This window comes from Halomonas organivorans, assembly GCF_014192055.1.
Classification (GTDB): domain Bacteria; phylum Pseudomonadota; class Gammaproteobacteria; order Pseudomonadales; family Halomonadaceae; genus Halomonas; species Halomonas organivorans.
The window spans coordinates 11,083-27,322 of sequence record NZ_JACHXM010000019.1 but is presented as its reverse complement, the minus strand read 5'-3'; the positions used below and the strand labels follow the sequence as shown (position 1 = coordinate 27,322).

Here is a 16,240-nt window from a genome sequence, read left to right as displayed (position 1 = left end):
AGATGGCGTGCGCGCGAGCGCACGCCTTCGCGTATCCGGCCGGTACATCCGGTCATCCAGATTCCTCGAGTTTCCGGGAGACACGCCATGAGCAGTGCCGAGCACGTTCCTCTCAAGTCCGACAAGCCACGCGCCGAGGTGTCGAAGTACAAGCGCATCCTGCTCAAGCTCTCCGGCGAAGCCCTGACCGGGGATGCCGAGTTCGGCATCGACCCGAAGGTGCTGGATCGCATGGCACTGGAGATCGGGCAGCTGGTCGGCATCGGCGTACAGGTCGGCATCGTGGTCGGCGGCGGCAACCTGTTCCGCGGTGCCGCCCTGCACGAGGCCGGCATGGAGCGGGTCACCGGTGACCACATGGGCATGCTGGCCACGGTGATGAACGCCCTGGCCATGCGTGATGCTCTGGAACGCTCCAATATCCGCTCTCGGGTGATGTCGGCGATTCCCATGAGCGGCGTGGTGGAGCACTACGATCGCCGTACGGCGATTCGCTACCTGACCTCCGGCGACGTGGTGCTGTTCTCGGCTGGCACCGGTAACCCCTTCTTCACCACGGATTCCGCGGCCTGCCTGCGCGGCATCGAGATCGATGCCGACGTGGTGGTCAAGGCCACCAAGGTGGATGGGGTCTACGACAAGGATCCGGTCAAGCACGCCGATGCGGTCAAGTACGACCAGCTGTCCTATGATGACGCGCTCGACCAGAAGCTTGGCGTCATGGATTTGACCGCCATCTGCCTGGTGCGGGACCATGACATGCCGGTTCGCGTGTTCAACATGAACAAGCCGGGAGCGCTGCTGAACCTGGTGGTGGGCGGCCGGGAAGGCACGCTGATTGATAGAGGGTGAAATCGTGATTGACGAGATCCAGAAGGACGCAGAAAACCGCATGAAGAAGAGCCTCGACGCTCTTCATCACAACTTCAACAAGATCCGCACCGGCCGGGCGCATCCCAGCATCCTGGATGCGGTGACCGTCGATTACTACGGTGGCCAGGTGCCGATCAACCAGGTGGCCTCGGTCAATATCGAGGACGCCCGGACCCTGACCGTGGTGCCCTGGGAACAGCAGATGGTGCCGAAGGTCGAGAAGGCCATCCTGACCGCCGAGCTGGGTCTCAATCCGGCCAGTGCCGGCAACGTCATCCGGGTGCCGATGCCGATGCTGACCGAGGAAACCCGCAAGGGTTACATCAAGCAGGCTCGCCAGGAGGCCGAGAACGCCAGGGTTGCCGTGCGTAACGTGCGGCGTGATGCCAACGGCGACATCAAGTCGTTGCTCAAGGAAAAGGACATCACCGAGGACGAGCAGCGTCAGGCCGAGGAGGCCATCCAGAAGCTTACCGACAAGATCGTCGGCGAGATCGACAAGGCGCTGGAATCCAAGGAACACGACCTGATGCAGGTCTGAGGACGGCTCGGCGGCACCGTCGCGTGCCGCCGTTCACGGAATGCCACCGTCCCACCCGCCATGCGAGAGACCATGACGTCACCCCAGTCTCCACAGCCCCGTGCCGACGGGGGCGCCCTGCCACGCCATGTGGCCATCATCATGGACGGCAACAATCGCTGGGCCAAGGCGCGCGACATGTCCGGCGTGCGCGGCCATCATGCCGGCGTCGAGTCGGTACGCGCCGTCATCCGCCGTGCTGCCGAGCGTGGCATCGAGACCCTGACGCTGTTCGCCTTTTCCAGCGAGAACTGGAAGCGACCCGCCGTCGAGGTCAATGCCCTGATGGAGCTGTTCCTGATGGCGCTGAAGCGCGAGGTCAAGAAGCTCCACCAGCATGGCATTCGCCTCTCGGTGATCGGCGACCGTGAGGGCTTCTCCGAGGCCATCCAGAAGCACATCACCCAGGCCGAGGCGCTCACCGCCGACAACCGGGGCCTGCACCTGGTGATCGCCGCCAACTACGGCGGGCGCTGGGATATTGCCCGGGCCGCCCAGCGGCTGGGGCGCCGCGTCGCCGACGGTGAGCTCGCCGCCGAGGACATCAACGAGGAAACGCTCGACGCCGAACTGGGCCTGGTGCCGCCGGTCGACCTGTGCATTCGCACCAGCGGCGAGCAGCGCATCTCCAATTTCCTGCTCTGGCAGCTGGCCTATGCCGAACTCTATTTTACCCCGGTGCTGTGGCCCGATTTCGGTGCCGAGGCCTTCGATGCGGCGCTGGCCGACTTCAGCGGCCGCAAGCGACGCTTCGGCATGACCGACGAGCAAGTCGAGGCCCAGGGTGCTTAAGCAACGTATTCTCACCGCCGCCTGGCTGCTGCCGCTGGCGCTGGCAGGCCTGTTCGGGCTGTCCGGCGGCGCCTTCGCGGCCTTCACCGCGGCCATCGTGCTGCTCGGCGCCTGGGAGTGGGCCAACCTGGCCGGCCTCGAGCGCGGCGGCAAGCGTCTGGCCCCGGTGGTCGGCCTCGGGGCGCTGATGGCGCTGTGGTATCTGGCAGACTGGCAGGTCGCGCACTGGCCGCTGTGGCTCGGTGCCGTGGGCTGGCTGGTCAATCTGACCTGGGTGGTCGGCTATCCGGCTCGCCTCGAGCAATGGCGCAGCACCACGATGCGCCTGGCCATGGGGCTGTGGGTGCTGATGCCCGCCTGGATCGGTTTCAACGTGCTGCGCGACGCCGGCGTCGCCTGGCTGCTGTTCGTGCTGTTGCTGGTCTGGGGCGCCGACATCGGCGCCTACTTCGTTGGCCGCAGCTTGGGGCGGCACAAGCTGGCGCCTCGCGTCAGCCCGGGCAAGACCTGGGAAGGGGTGGCCGGAGGCCTGGCGGTAACGGCGCTGTTGGCGCTGGCCTTCGCCGCTTGGCAGTCGTTGTCGATGGGAGGCACCCTGGCGCTGCTGGTCGCCACCGCCGTGGTCACCCTGGCCTCGGTGGTCGGTGATCTGCTGGAGAGCATGCTCAAGCGCCATCGCGGGATCAAGGATTCCAGTCAGCTGCTGCCCGGACACGGCGGCGTGCTCGACCGCATCGACAGCCTCACCGCGGCGGCGCCGCTGTTCGCGCTCGTTCATTCGGCAGGGCTCTGGTCATGAGTGCACCCCGTGCCGTTACCGTGCTGGGCGCCACGGGCTCCATCGGTGCCAACACCCTGGACGTCATCGCGCGACATCCCGAGCGCTATCGGGTCCATGCGCTGACCGCTCATCGCTCCCGTGAGACGCTGCTGGCGCAGTGCCGAGTGCATGCGCCGGCGTTGGCCGTGCTCGACCGCGAGGCGGATGCCGTGTGGCTGCGCGAGCAGCTCGCCGAGGCGGGGCTTGCCACCGAGGTCCGGGTCGGCCGCGACGCGCTGGTCGAGGTCAGCGAGGCGTCCGAGGTCGAGATCGTCATGGCGGCCATCGTCGGCGCCGCCGGCCTGTTGCCGACGCTGGCCGCGGTGCGTGCCGGCAAGCGCGTGCTGCTGGCCAACAAGGAAGCCCTGGTGATGTCCGGGGCGCTGTTCATGGACGCCGTAAGGCGCTGTGAGGCGACCCTGCTGCCGATCGATTCCGAACATAATGCCATCTATCAGTGTCTACCCGTCGAACATCGTGGCGGGCTGGCGCGTCACGGCGTCACCCAGCTGCTGCTGACGGCATCCGGGGGGCCCTTCCGCGGCTGGTCGCGTGAGGCGCTGGCCGGGGTCACCCCCGAGCAGGCCTGCGCCCATCCCAACTGGTCGATGGGGCGCAAGATCTCGGTGGACAGCGCCACCCTGATGAACAAGGGGCTCGAGCTGATCGAAGCGTGCTGGCTGTTCGACGCCGGCCCCGAGCAGGTCCAGGTGGTGGTGCACCCCCAGAGCGTGATCCACTCCATGGCCGCCTACAGTGATGGCTCGGTGCTGGCGCAGCTGGGTAACCCGGACATGCGCACCCCGATCGCCTTCGGGCTGGCCTGGCCGGAGCGCATCGACGCCGGCGTCGAGGCCCTGGATCTGTTTCAGGTGGCGCGTCTCGACTTCGAGCCCGCGGACGAAGCCGCCTTTCCTTGCCTGCGTCTGGCTCGAGAAGCCATGGCCGACGGCGGCACGGCGCCGGCGATCCTCAATGCCGCCAATGAAGTGGCCGTATCGGCCTTCCTCGACGGGGCGCTGGGCTTTGCCGAGATCGGCGAGCTGGTGGCCCGGGTGCGCGACGCCTGCCCGGTCACCCGCGCCGACGAGCTGGAGGGTATCCTCGCCGCCGACGACAGCGCCCGCCGCGAGGCGCGGGCCTGGCTGGCGCGCCGCTGAGCCCTTGTTGACCGCCATCGGGAGATTGCCATGGGTCTGATCCAGAATGTGTTGGCCGTGATCGTGGTCCTCGGCCTGCTGATCACCTTTCACGAGTTCGGCCACTTCTGGGTCGCGCGTCGCTGTGGCGTCAAGGTGCTGCGCTTTTCGGTGGGCTTCGGCAAGCCGCTGTGGTCGCGGGTCGATCGCCATGGCACCGAGTTCGCCGTGGCGGCGATCCCGCTGGGCGGCTACGTGAAGATGCTCGACGAGCGTGAGGGGCCGGTGGCGGCAGAAGAGCGCCATCGTGCCTTCAACCAGAAGGGCGTCTGGTCCCGCATCGCCATCGTCGCCGCCGGGCCTTTGGCCAACTTCCTGCTGGCGCTGGTCGCCTACTGGCTGCTGTTCGTGGCCGGCACCACCACCGTGGTGCCGGTGATCGGCGAGGTCGCGCCCGACTCCCCTGCCGCTCGCGGCGGCCTGGTCGCCGGCCAGGAGATCACCGCGGTGCGGGATGAAGCCGTGCATTCCTGGGAGGATATCAACCTCGAACTGGTGGCGGCGATCGGCGCCAGCGGCGAGCTGGCGGTGAGCGCCCGTGACGAGGGCGACAGCATCGCCCGAGAGCATCGCCTGCCGGTGCAGGACTGGCTGGTACGCCAGGACCCGCCGCAACCGCTGGCGAGCCTTGGCATCACGCCCTGGCGGCCGCGGCTGCCGGCGGTCATCGACCAGGTGGTGGACGGCGAGCCCGCGGCGATGGCCGGGCTCCGCTCCGGCGACGAGATCGTGGCGGTGGATGACGAGCCGCTGGCCGACTGGAACCGCTTCGTCGAACTGGTACGGGCCCGTCCCGGCGAGGCCCTCGCGCTGACCGTGCTGCGCGACGGCGAGCGGCGCTCGCTGTCGCTGACACCTCGCCCCAACACCCTCGATGACGGTACCACCATCGGCTACGTCGGCGCCGGCGTCGCGTCGGTCGACTGGCCCGAGGAGTACCGGCGCGAGATCCGTTACGGGCCGCTGGACGCCGTGGGGCAGGCCGTCTCGCGGACCGGCGAGATGACCGTGCTGACCCTGGACGCCATTCGCAAGATGCTGGTCGGCCTGATCTCGCCGTCCAATCTCTCCGGTCCGATCACCATCGCCCGCATCGCCGGCGACTCGGCGCGTTCCGGGCTGGAGAGCTTCGTCAGTTTCCTGGCCTACCTGTCGATCAGCCTCGGGGTGCTCAATCTACTGCCGATCCCGGTGCTCGATGGCGGACACCTGCTCTACTACCTGGTCGAGGTGGTGCGTGGGCGGCCGGTATCGGAGCGGGTCCAGGCCGTGGGCCTGCGTATCGGGCTGGCGCTGGTCGGCACCTTGATGCTGATGGCGCTGTATTTCGACCTGATGCGGCTGTGATGGGCCGAGGCGCGGCTTGTCAGTTACCCATGCGAATGTATAAGGTGCCTGTCTGGACAGGTAGGCAGACCAACGCGAGCGAATCGACTGCATGAAGATCAAGACCATCGGACTGGCGGCGCTGCTGCTCGCCGGTGCCGCCAGCGGCACGGCACAAGCGGAATCCTTCGACGTAACGGACATACGAGTGGAGGGCCTGCAGCGCGTGTCGGCGGCCTCCGTCTTCAATGCCTTCCCTGTCAACGCGCCCGACCGCGTCGACGAGCGTGAGCTGGCAGAGGCCGCCAAGGCGCTGTTCGCCACCGGCCTGTTCGAGGACATCCACCTCGCCCGCGAAGGCAACGTACTGATCATCGAGGTGGAAGAGCGACCCACCATTACTCGCCTCAACATCGAAGGCAACAGCCAGATCCCCGAGGAAGAGCTGCGTCGCGGCCTGCGTGAGGCCGGTCTCGACGAGGGGCAGGTGCTGCAGCTTTCCACCCTCGAGGAGATCCAGCGCGAGCTGTCCGGGGTCTACCAGGCCCAGGGCCGCTACAGCGCCAGCATCGACACCGAGGTCGAGGAGCTCGGCGAGGGTCGCGTTCAGGTCAACATCGATATCGATGAAGGCGCGGTAGCCAAGATCCGCCAGATCAACATCGTCGGCAACCAGGCCTTCGACGACGAGACCCTGCGCGAGGTCTTCGAGCTGGAGGACCGCCCGAGCTGGTTCTTCGGCTGGTTCTCCAGCGACCAGTATTCCCGCCAGGCGCTGTCCGGCGACCTGGAGCGACTGCGCTCCTACTACCTGGATCGCGGCTATGTGAACTTCAATATCGACTCCACTCAGGTGGCCATCGGCCCCGACAAGTCGAAGATCTTCGTCACCATCAACGTCAGCGAGGGCGAGCGCTATCGCCTCGGCGACATCGATTTCGCCGGTGACCTGCGCATTCCCGAACGCGAGGCGCGCGGGCTGCTCCAGATCGAGCCCGGTCAGATCTTCTCGCGCAGCGATGTCACGGCGTCGGCCGAAGCGCTGCGATCGCGGCTCGGCGCCGAGGGTTTCGCCTTCGCCAACGTCGACGGCATCCCCGAAACGCGCTCGGACGGCACCGTCGACCTGACCTTCCGGGTCGAGCCCGGTCGCCGGGCCTACGTGAGGCGCATCGAGTTCGTCGGCAATACCACCACCCAGGACGAGGTGCTGCGCCGCGAGATGATCCAGATGGAGGGCGCTCCGGCCTCCACCGAATCGATCAGTCAGTCTCGCCAGCGCCTGGAGCGACTGGGCTTCTTCAAGCAGGTCGAGGTACAGACCGAGCCGGTGCCCGGCGCCCAGGATCAGCTCGATGTCACCTATACCGTGGAGGAGCAGCCGTCGGGCTCGATCTCGGCGAGCATCGGCTTCTCCCAGAGCGCGGGGATCATCTACGGCGCCTCGCTGTCGCAGAACAACTTCCTGGGGACCGGCAATCGGGTCAATATCGGCGCCCAGCGCAGCGACACCTACACCAGCCTGAACTTCGGCTTCACCGATCCCTACTGGACCCTCGACGGCATCTCCCGCGGCTACAACCTTTTCTACCGCGAGACCGATTACGAAGATTCCGATATCTCGACCTACTCGACCGATGCCTACGGCGGCGGCATCAATTTCGGCTATCCGATCAACGAGCTGACCCGGCTCAACTTCGGCGCCGACATCGAAGACCTGACCATCGATACCTATAGCGACACGGCCTCCGAGATCCAGCGCTACGTCCAGGAGCAGGGCGACAATGCCCAGACGCTGAAGTTGACCGCCAGCTGGACGCGCAACAATCTCAACCGCGGCATCATGCCCACCGCCGGCAACTACCAGCGCCTGTCGCTGGAGACCACGGTGCCCGGCAGCGACGCCGAGTATTACAAGCTTCGTGCTCGCGCCCGCCAGTTCTTCCCCTTCGACGAGGAACAAACCTGGTCGCTCAAGCTGCGCGGCGAGGTCGGCTACGCGGACAGCATCGGCGATGACCCTTACCCGTTCTACGAGAACTTCTTCTCCGGCGGCCTGGGCTCGGTGCGCGGCTTCACCGGCAACACCCTGGGTCCGGCGACCACGCCACCGGCGGGCAGCGGCTCCGACGAGGATCGTACCCTGGGCGGCAATATCCTGGTGGAGGGCGGCATGGAGCTGATCTTCCCCATGCCGTTCGTCGAGGACAAGCGCTCGGTGCAGCCGTCGCTGTTCCTGGACGCCGGTAACACCTATCTGACCGACTGCTACCCGGTGCTCGATCAGGATGCCGGCCAGGCCCAGTGCGAGTCGGGCGTCGATCTGGGCGAGCTGCGCTATAGTGCAGGGCTGGGGATCTCCTGGCTGACGCCGGTGGGGCCGCTGACCTTCAGCGTCGCCGAGCCGCTCAACGAGAAGGACGGCGATGACACCCAGTTCTTCCAGTTCTCGCTGGGCCAGTCCTTCTGATCCGGCTCGACGACGGGGAGGCGAGTCGCCTGTGCAGACCGCTCGGCGCTGGGCTGACGATGGTCGCGGCCCGCGTGCTGCCGATCCAGGGCGCCGTGGCTGCCACGCCCGAGCGGCGGGCGGCCGTGGCCGACCTGAGTACCCGGCTCGCTGCCCGCGCCGAAGCGCACGGTGAGCCTCAATTCGCTCGACCGAGAGGGGGCGACCCCGGGGCAGTGTCGAGCGATCTCCGAACGGGTACGCCGATCAGTGGTCCATGGGGGGCCATCGGGGCGAGGCATCCGGCCCTATCGAACGTGGCGATCGCGGGCGACCCGGGGGTCGAACACCGTCATCGCAGAGTGTTTTCTCAACTGACACCGGGTTCCCATGACTCAAGACTCTCCTTCCCTGACGCTGGCCGAGATTGCCACGCAACTGGGGGCCGGCCTCCGGGGCGACGGCGAATGCCGCGTGCGAGGCCTGGCCACGCTGCGTGATGCCGGACCCGATCAGATCGCCTTCCTGGCCAATCGCGCCTACCTCAAGGACCTTTCCGGAACCCGGGCGGCCGCGGTGCTGCTGCATCCCAGCCACGCCGATGAGTGCCCGACCGCCTGCCTGACCCTGGACAATCCGTACCTGGGCTATGCCGAGCTGTCACGGCTGTTCGATCCCCTGGCGAACCGAGAGGTGTACGGCATCCATCCCTCGGCGGTGGTCGCCGAGGACGCGACGCTGGGAGAGGGCGTCTCCATCGGTCCCCAGGTGGTGATCGAGTCCGGCGTCGAGCTCGCCGAGGGCGTGGTGGTCGGGCCGGGCAGCGTTGTCGGCGCGGACAGCCGTATCGGCGCCCATTCGCGGCTGCATGCCAACGTCACCGTCTACCATGGGGTGGAGATCGGCGCGCGGGTCATCCTGCACAGCGGCTGCGTGATCGGCGGCGACGGCTTCGGCTTCGCCCACGACGGTGCCGGCTGGCACAAGATCGCCCAGCTCGGCGGGGTGGTGCTGGGCGACGACGTCGAGGTCGGCAGCTGCTCGAGCATCGACCGCGGGGCGCTGGGCGACACCGTGATCGGCGAGGACGTCAAGATCGACAGCCAGGTGCAGATCGCCCACAACGTTCAGATCGGCGCCCACAGCGCCCTGGCCGGCTGCGTGGGCATCGCCGGCTCCACTCGAGTGGGGCGCCACTGCATGCTGGGCGGCGGCGTGGGGCTGTCCGGCCACTTGACGATCTGCGACGGTGTCCAGGTCACGGGCATGAGCCTGGTCACCAACTCGATCCGTGAGCCCGGGGTCTATTCCTCCGGAACCGGCGCCATGGAGAACGCCCAGTGGCGTCGAAACGCGGTGCGCTTCAAGCAGCTCGACGATATCGCACGTCGTCTGCAGCGCCTGGAAAAAGCCGGGCGCGACGCTTGAGGCCCCCCAACGGGGCGGTATAATCCCCCGCCCGTCGCCGCATGGCGGCGACGGCCGTGCCCGCATTGCGGAGCGGGCATCCTGTCATTTCAGAGGTCGCTACGATGGTAATGGACATCAACGAGATTCGTGAGTATCTGCCCCACCGCTATCCTTTCCTGCTGGTGGACAGGGTGACGGAGCTTGCCCTTGGCGAATCCATCGTTGCCTACAAGAATGTCAGCATCAACGAGCCGTTCTTCAATGGCCATTTCCCGCATCATCCGATCATGCCAGGCGTGCTGGTGATCGAGGCCCTGGCCCAGGCCTGCGGTATCCTGGGCTTCAAGACGGTCAACAAGCTGCCCGCCGACGGCTATGTCTACTACCTGGTCGGCAGCGACAACGTGCGCTTCAAGCGTCCGGTGATGCCCGGCGACCAGTTGGAGCTGCGCGCCGACGTGATCCGCGAGAAGCGCGGCATCTGGAAGTTCAGCTGCAAGGCCAGCGTGGCCGGCGAGGTGGCCTGCGAGGCCGAGATCATCTGTGCCGAGAGGAAGGTCGCTTGATTCATCCTACCGCCATCGTAGACCCGGGGGCGCGCCTGGCCGATGACGTCGAGGTCGGGCCCTTCAGCGTGATCGGCGCCGACGTCGAGATCGGTGCCGGATCGCGGATTGGCCCCCACGCGGTGATCCAGGGCCCCACGGTGCTCGGTCAGCGCAACCGGGTGTTCCAGTTCGCCTCGGTTGGCGAGGAATGCCAGGACAAGAAATATGCCGGTGAACCCACCCGACTGGTGATGGGCGACGACAACATCGTGCGCGAGGGGGTGACCCTGCATCGCGGCACCGTCCAGGATCGCGGCGAGACCACCATCGGTTCGCGCAACCTGTTCATGGCCTATGTTCACGTCGGCCACGACTGCGTGATCGGCGACGACTGCATCCTGGCCAACCAGGTGACCCTGGCCGGCCACGTCAAGCTGGGCGATTTTGCGATCATCGGCGGCCTGTCGGCCATCCACCAGTTCTGCCACTTCGGCGAACATGCCATGGCCGGCGGCGGCTCGATCATCACCAAGGACACCCCGGCCTACGTGATGATCAACGGCAATCCGGCGGCGGCCCACGGCCTCAACCTGATTGGCCTGCGTCGCCGCGGCTTCTCCAACGAGGCCATCCGCGCCCTGGGCGAAGCCTACAAGCTGGTCTATCGCCAGGGCATGACCGTGGAGCAGGCACTCACCGAGATCCGCACGCGCTATGCGCTGCCGGAGACCGAAACGTTCGCCGCCTCCATCGAGGTTTCGACCCGCGGCATCGTGCGCTGAGCGTCATGACCATCGCGCGCGTCTACCTGGTGGCCGGCGAGCTGTCCGGCGATATCCTCGGTGCCGGCCTGATGCGCGAGCTCAAGGCGCGCCATCCCGGCGTCGCCTTCCGCGGTATCGGCGGTCCGCGCATGATCGACGAAGGCATCGATAGCCGCTTTCCCCTGGAAACCCTTTCGGTGATGGGCTTGGTCGAGGTGCTCAAGCACCTGCCCGGCCTGGTGCAGGTGCGTCGAACGCTGCGCCGGGATGCCCTCGAGTGGCGCCCCGATATCGTGATCGGCATCGACGCACCGGACTTCAACCTGGGGCTCGAGCGCCAGCTTCGCGAGGCCGGGCTGACCACCGCCCACTACGTCAGCCCTTCCGTGTGGGCCTGGCGTCAGGGGCGGGTCAAGGGCATCGCCCGTGCGGTGGATGCCATGCTGACCTTCTTGCCCTTCGAAGCCGCCTTCTACGCTCGCCATCGGGTGCCGGTGGCGTTTGTCGGCCATCCGTTGGCCGACGAGTTGCCGCTGGTGAATGATCGGGCCGCCGCCCGGCAGGCCTTGGGACTCGCCGCCTCGCAGCAACCGGACGAGGCGCCGCTGCTGGCGCTGCTGCCCGGCTCCCGGGCCAACGAGATCCGCTTCCTGGGGGCGACCTTCCTGGACGCCGCCGAGCGCCTGTGCCGCGAGCGCGAGACGCTGCGCGTGGTGATTCCCGCCGCCACCCCGGCGCGTCGGGTCGAGCTCACGGCGCTGCTCGAGGACCGTGCGGCGCTGCGCGAGCGGGTGGTGCTGGTCGACGGCCAGTCGCGCGAGGCCATGGTGGCCGCCGACGCCGTGCTGCTGGCCTCCGGCACCGCGGCGCTCGAAGCCATGCTCTGCCACCGCGCCATGGTGGTGGCCTACCGCATGGCGCCGATGACCCACTGGCTGGCCAAGCGACTGGTCAAGACCGAGTGGATCTCGCTGCCCAACCTGATCGCCCGGGAGACCCTGGTGCCGGAGCTGATCCAGGACGCGGCGAACCCCGAGGCCATCGCCGCCGAACTCGCCGCGCTGCTCGACGGCGCCGCGACGCGCCATGCCCTCGAGACGCGCTTCGCGGCCATGCATGCCGAGCTGCAGCGCGATGCCAGCCGCCGTGCGGTGGACGCCGTCGAGGCGCTGGTGGCGCGCCGTGCGCTGCCCGCGTCGGTGGCCCCTGACGCGCAGGAGGGCGCATGAAAGCCGAGGACTTCCCGCCGCTGGTCGTGGACTATCGCGGCACGCGGCTGGCCGGTGTCGACGAGGTGGGACGCGGGCCCCTGGTAGGGCCGGTAGTGGCGGCGGCGGTGATGCTCGATCCGGCCGATCCCATCGACGGGCTCAGCGACTCCAAGAAACTGTCTGCCAAGCGTCGCGAGGCGCTGGATGTCGAGATCCGCTCCCGCGCCCTGGCCTTCGCCGTGGCCGAGGCCAGCCCCGACGAGATCGACGCGCTCAATATCTATCACGCCACGCACCTGGCCATGCGCCGGGCCATCGATGCGCTGTCGCCCGCCGCGGAGTACCTGCTGGTGGACGGTAATCGCCTGCCGGGGCATCATGTGCCGGGCCAGGCGGTGGTCAAGGGCGATGCCCGCCATCCGGCGATCGCCGCGGCCTCGATCCTGGCCAAGGTGGCCCGCGATGCCGGCATGCTGGCGCTGGATGCCCGTCACCCCGACTACGGTTTCGCCCGCCACAAGGGCTACCCGACGCCCGAACACCTGGCGGCCCTGACGCGCCTTGGCGCGCTGCCCGAGCATCGACGCTCCTTCGCGCCCGTGAAGCGCCAGCTGGCGCTGTTCTAGGGTCGATAGCGCCCCGATTCCCTGTTCACCAACGCTCCGAGTCCCCCATGACCGCTCCCTTCGTTCATCTCCGTGTGCACAGCGAATTCTCCCTGGTCGATGGCCTGGTGCGTCTCAAGCCGCTGATCAAGGCGGCGGGTAGCCAGGGTGTCCCGGCGGTGGCGCTCACCGACGAGGCCAATCTCTTCGCCCTGGTCAAGTTCTATACCGGCGCCCAGGGGGCCGGCCTCAAGCCCATCATCGGCGGCGACTTCTGGCTCGCCAACCCCCACGACGAGGCGCATCCCTATCGGCTGACGCTGCTGGCGATGAACGACATCGGCTACCGCAACCTCACCGAGCTGATCTCGCGGGGCTGGATGGAAGGCCAGAAGGATGGTCAGGCGCTGCTGGACCGGCGCTGGGTGCTCGAGCAGAGCGAGGGACTGATCGCGCTTTCCGGCGGCCGCGAGGGCGACGTAGGACGCCACCTGCTGACCGATCACCATGCCGAGGCCCGGGCCTTGCTCGAGGAATGGCAGGCCGCCTTTCCGGGGCGCTACTACCTGGAGCTGACGCGCACCGGGCGGGCCCTGGAGGAGGAGTGCGTGCACCTGTCGGTGGACCTGGCCGTGGCGACCGACACCCCGGTGGTGGCCACCAACGACGTGCGTTTCCTCGAGCGCGAGGACTTCTGGGCCCACGAGACCCGAGTCTCGATCGGCGAGGGCAAGGCGCTGGACGACTCGCGCCGCGAGCGTCGCTATACCGAGGAGCAGTATTTCAAGAGCCCCGAGGAAATGGCCGAGCTGTTCGCGGACATCCCCGAAGCGCTGGAAAACAGCGTGATGATTGCCGCGCGCTGCAACGTCGACGTGCGCCTGGGGGAAATCTTCCTGCCGGAGTACGGCATCCCCGAGGGCATGACCCAGGAAGAATTCTTCCGCAAGATTTCCCACGACGGCCTCACCGAGCGCCTGGACTTCCTCTATCCGGCCGAGCGCTATCCCCGCGACGGCGCCGAGTATGCCGAGATCGACGCTCGCTATCGCAAGCGGCTCGACTTCGAGCTCGACATCATCCTGCAGATGGGCTTCCCAGGCTACTTCCTGATCGTGATGGACTTCATCCAGTGGGCCAAGGACAACGACGTCCCGGTGGGCCCAGGGCGGGGGTCCGGTGCCGGCTCGCTGGTGGCCTACGCCCAGAAGATCACCGATCTGGACCCGCTCGAGTACGACCTGCTGTTCGAGCGCTTCCTCAATCCCGAGCGGGTCTCGATGCCCGACTTCGACGTCGACTTCTGCATGGAGAAGCGCGACCGGGTGATCGACTACGTGGCCGAGCGCTACGGGCGCGACGCCGTCTCGCAGATCGTCACCTTCGGCACCATGGCCGCCAAGGCGGTGGTGCGCGACGTGGCCCGCGCCCAGGGCAAGCCCTATTCGCTGGGCGACAAGCTGTCCAAGCTGATCCCCTTCGAAGTCGGCATGACGCTGGCCAAGGCGATCGAAGACGAGCCCCAGCTCAAGGAGTTCCTCGAGGCCGACGAGGAGGCCCAGGAAATCTGGGACATGGCGGTGAAGCTCGAGGGCATCACCCGCGGCACCGGCAAGCACGCCGGCGGCGTGGTGATCGCGCCGACCAAGCTCACCGACTTCTCGCCGCTGCTGTGCGACGAGGACGGTAACGGGCTGGTGGTGCAGTTCGACAAGAACGACATCGAGGACGCCGGGCTGGTCAAGTTCGACTTCCTTGGCCTGCGCACCCTGACCATCATCGACTGGGCGCTGGAGATGGTCGACAAGGTGCGCGCCGCGGAAGGGCAGGGGCCGCTCGACATCGACGGCATTCCGCTGGACGACAAGCCGACCTTCGAGATGCTCAAGAAGGCCGAGACCACGGCGGTGTTCCAGCTCGAATCCCGCGGCATGAAGGAGCTGATCAAGCGCCTGCTGCCGGACTCGCTGGAGGACATGATCGCTCTGGTGGCGCTGTTCCGCCCCGGGCCGCTGCAGTCGGGGATGGTCGACGACTTCATCAACCGCAAGCATGGCCGGGCCGAGATCTCCTACCCCCACCCGGACTACCAGCACGAGCTGCTCAAGCCGGTGCTCGAGCCCACCTACGGCATCATCCTGTACCAGGAGCAGGTGATGCAGATCGCCCAGGTGATGGCCGGCTATAGCCTGGGCCAGGCCGACATGCTGCGTCGCGCCATGGGCAAGAAGAAGCCCGAGGAGATGGCCAAGCAGCGGGTCGGCTTCATGGAGGGCTGTGCCGAGAACGGCATCGACAAGGACCTGGCGGGCAACATCTTCGACCTGGTGGAGAAGTTCGCCGGCTACGGCTTCAACAAGTCGCACTCCGCGGCCTATGGCCTGGTGTCGTATCAAACCGCTTGGTTAAAAGCCCATTACCCAGGGCCCTTTATGGCGGCGGTGATGTCCACCGAGATGGACAATCTCGACAAGGTGGTGCCGCTGATCGAGGAGTGTCGCCATCTCAAGCTCACGGTGACCCCGCCGGACGTCAACGTCGGCGGCTACAAGTTCACCGTCGACGTCGAGGGGCGGGTGGTCTATGGCCTGGGGGCCATACGCGGCGTCGGCGAAGGCCCGATCGGGGCCATCGTCGAGGCTCGCCAGGAAGGTGGCGCCTTCCGCGACCTGTTCGATTTCTGCAAGCGGGTCGATCCCAAACGCATGAACAAGCGCACCCTCGAAGCGCTGATTCGCTCCGGGGCGCTGGATAACCTGGGGCCGAGCCGCGCGGTGATGGCCGCTTCGCTGGAGGCCGCCCTCAAGGCAGCGGCCCAGAACCAGGCCAACCAGAACCTGGGGATGATGGACATGTTCGGCGAGGCCTTCGCCGCCTCCGACGAGGAGGGCGATAGCGACGTCTATGCCGACTATCGCCGGGTGCGCGACTGGACCGACAAGGAGCGCCTGGCCGGGGAGAAGGATACCCTTGGGCTCTACCTCACCGGCCACCCCATCGACGAGTACGAGAAGGAACTGGAGCGCTTCGTCTCCACGCGCATCGCCGATCTCAAGCCGTCCCGGGAACCCCAGCGGGTCGCCGGCCTGGTGGTGGGCATGCGCACCATGAAGTCCAAGCGCGGCGATACCATGGCCTTCGTCACCCTGGATGATCGCACCGGGCGCATCGAGGCCTCGCTGTTCGGCGAACTGTTCGACGCCGTGCGCGGACAGCTCGATACCGACCAGGTGCTGATCGTCGAGGGTGAGGTGCAGAGCGACGATTATTCGGGAGGGCTGCGCCTGCGCGGCAAGGAGATCACACCGATGGTCGAGGCGCGCACTCGCTACGGCCAGGCGGTGGAGCTGGCGCTGGACGCCGAGAAGGCCAACGGGCGTCTGGTGGACAGCCTGCGCGACAGTCTGACTCCCTATCGCAACGTCGCCGGGCTGCCGGTGCGGCTGCGCTATCGCAACCCCGAGGCCACAGGCTGGCTGGAGCTGGCCGAAGAGTGGAAGGTCACCCCCTCGGACGAGCTGCTGATCGCCCTGCGCGAGGTCGAGGGCCAGGACGGCGTGCGGCTGCGCTACCGTTGAGACCGTGAGAATCTTGGACCGGGAGAACAGACAATGTGCATCCGGCCTGGCCCGCCTTGCGTGGACGTGTCAGGGTGCGATAATG

13 protein-coding genes are annotated in these 16,240 nt (G+C 67.2%); all 13 read left to right on the top strand.

All coding sequences use genetic code 11. The features are described from left to right. The first annotated feature begins 87 nt into the window (after positions 1-87). The 13 genes from pyrH to dnaE all read left to right on the top strand — a co-directional run bounded on the left by pyrH (position 88) and on the right by dnaE (position 16,155). On the top strand, positions 88-852 hold the full coding sequence (gene pyrH, locus FHR96_RS15670) for a UMP kinase (protein WP_183388669.1): 765 nt from the start codon (positions 88-90) through the stop codon (positions 850-852). A 4-nt stretch (positions 853-856) separates the two neighbouring features. Continuing rightward, on the top strand, positions 857-1,414 hold the full coding sequence (frr, locus tag FHR96_RS15665) for a ribosome recycling factor (protein ID WP_183388668.1): 558 nt from the start codon (positions 857-859) through the stop codon (positions 1,412-1,414). Positions 1,415-1,486: 72 nt separating this feature from the next. Continuing rightward, positions 1,487-2,245: a polyprenyl diphosphate synthase gene (uppS, locus tag FHR96_RS15660; RefSeq protein WP_183388667.1), complete on the top strand. Its 759-nt coding sequence runs from the start codon at positions 1,487-1,489 to the stop codon at positions 2,243-2,245. Then, the gene (locus FHR96_RS15655; protein WP_183388666.1) at positions 2,238-3,044 is read left to right on the top strand and encodes a phosphatidate cytidylyltransferase; all 807 of its coding nucleotides are present in this window, start codon (positions 2,238-2,240) and stop codon (positions 3,042-3,044) included. The genes uppS and FHR96_RS15655 overlap by 8 nt, the downstream gene beginning before the upstream one ends. After that, positions 3,041-4,225 (top strand): 1-deoxy-D-xylulose-5-phosphate reductoisomerase, encoded by a 1,185-nt coding sequence (ispC, locus tag FHR96_RS15650; RefSeq protein ID WP_183388665.1) that lies wholly within the window; start codon positions 3,041-3,043, stop codon positions 4,223-4,225. Before FHR96_RS15655 ends, ispC begins: the two co-directional genes overlap by 4 nt. A gap of 30 nt (positions 4,226-4,255) precedes the next feature. Further along, complete coding sequence (gene rseP / locus FHR96_RS15645; RefSeq protein ID WP_183388664.1) at positions 4,256-5,611, top strand: sigma E protease regulator RseP; 1,356 nt, start codon at positions 4,256-4,258, stop codon at positions 5,609-5,611. Positions 5,612-5,702: 91 nt separating this feature from the next. Next, positions 5,703-8,060 (top strand): outer membrane protein assembly factor BamA, encoded by a 2,358-nt coding sequence (gene bamA, locus FHR96_RS15640; protein ID WP_183388663.1) that lies wholly within the window; start codon positions 5,703-5,705, stop codon positions 8,058-8,060. A 369-nt stretch (positions 8,061-8,429) separates the two neighbouring features. Further along, positions 8,430-9,467 carry a UDP-3-O-(3-hydroxymyristoyl)glucosamine N-acyltransferase gene (gene lpxD / locus FHR96_RS15635; RefSeq protein WP_183388662.1) on the top strand — a complete coding sequence of 346 codons (1,038 nt, stop codon included), beginning with the start codon at positions 8,430-8,432 and terminating at the stop codon, positions 9,465-9,467. 104 nt (positions 9,468-9,571) lie between these two features. Continuing rightward, positions 9,572-10,015, top strand: coding sequence for a 3-hydroxyacyl-ACP dehydratase FabZ (fabZ, locus tag FHR96_RS15630; protein ID WP_183388661.1), 444 nt, complete (start codon positions 9,572-9,574; stop codon positions 10,013-10,015). After that, entirely contained in the window at positions 10,012-10,779 is a 768-nt protein-coding gene (gene lpxA / locus FHR96_RS15625) for an acyl-ACP--UDP-N-acetylglucosamine O-acyltransferase (protein ID WP_183388660.1), read from the top strand. Before fabZ ends, lpxA begins: the two co-directional genes overlap by 4 nt. A 5-nt stretch (positions 10,780-10,784) precedes the next feature. Then, positions 10,785-11,990 carry a lipid-A-disaccharide synthase gene (lpxB, locus tag FHR96_RS15620; RefSeq protein WP_183388659.1) on the top strand — a complete coding sequence of 402 codons (1,206 nt, stop codon included), beginning with the start codon at positions 10,785-10,787 and terminating at the stop codon, positions 11,988-11,990. After that, on the top strand, positions 11,987-12,598 hold the full coding sequence (rnhB, locus tag FHR96_RS15615; RefSeq protein ID WP_183388658.1) for a ribonuclease HII: 612 nt from the start codon (positions 11,987-11,989) through the stop codon (positions 12,596-12,598). Before lpxB ends, rnhB begins: the two co-directional genes overlap by 4 nt. A gap of 47 nt (positions 12,599-12,645) precedes the next feature. Continuing rightward, positions 12,646-16,155, top strand: coding sequence for a DNA polymerase III subunit alpha (gene dnaE / locus FHR96_RS15610; protein WP_183388657.1), 3,510 nt, complete (start codon positions 12,646-12,648; stop codon positions 16,153-16,155). Positions 16,156-16,240 lie beyond the last annotated feature (85 nt).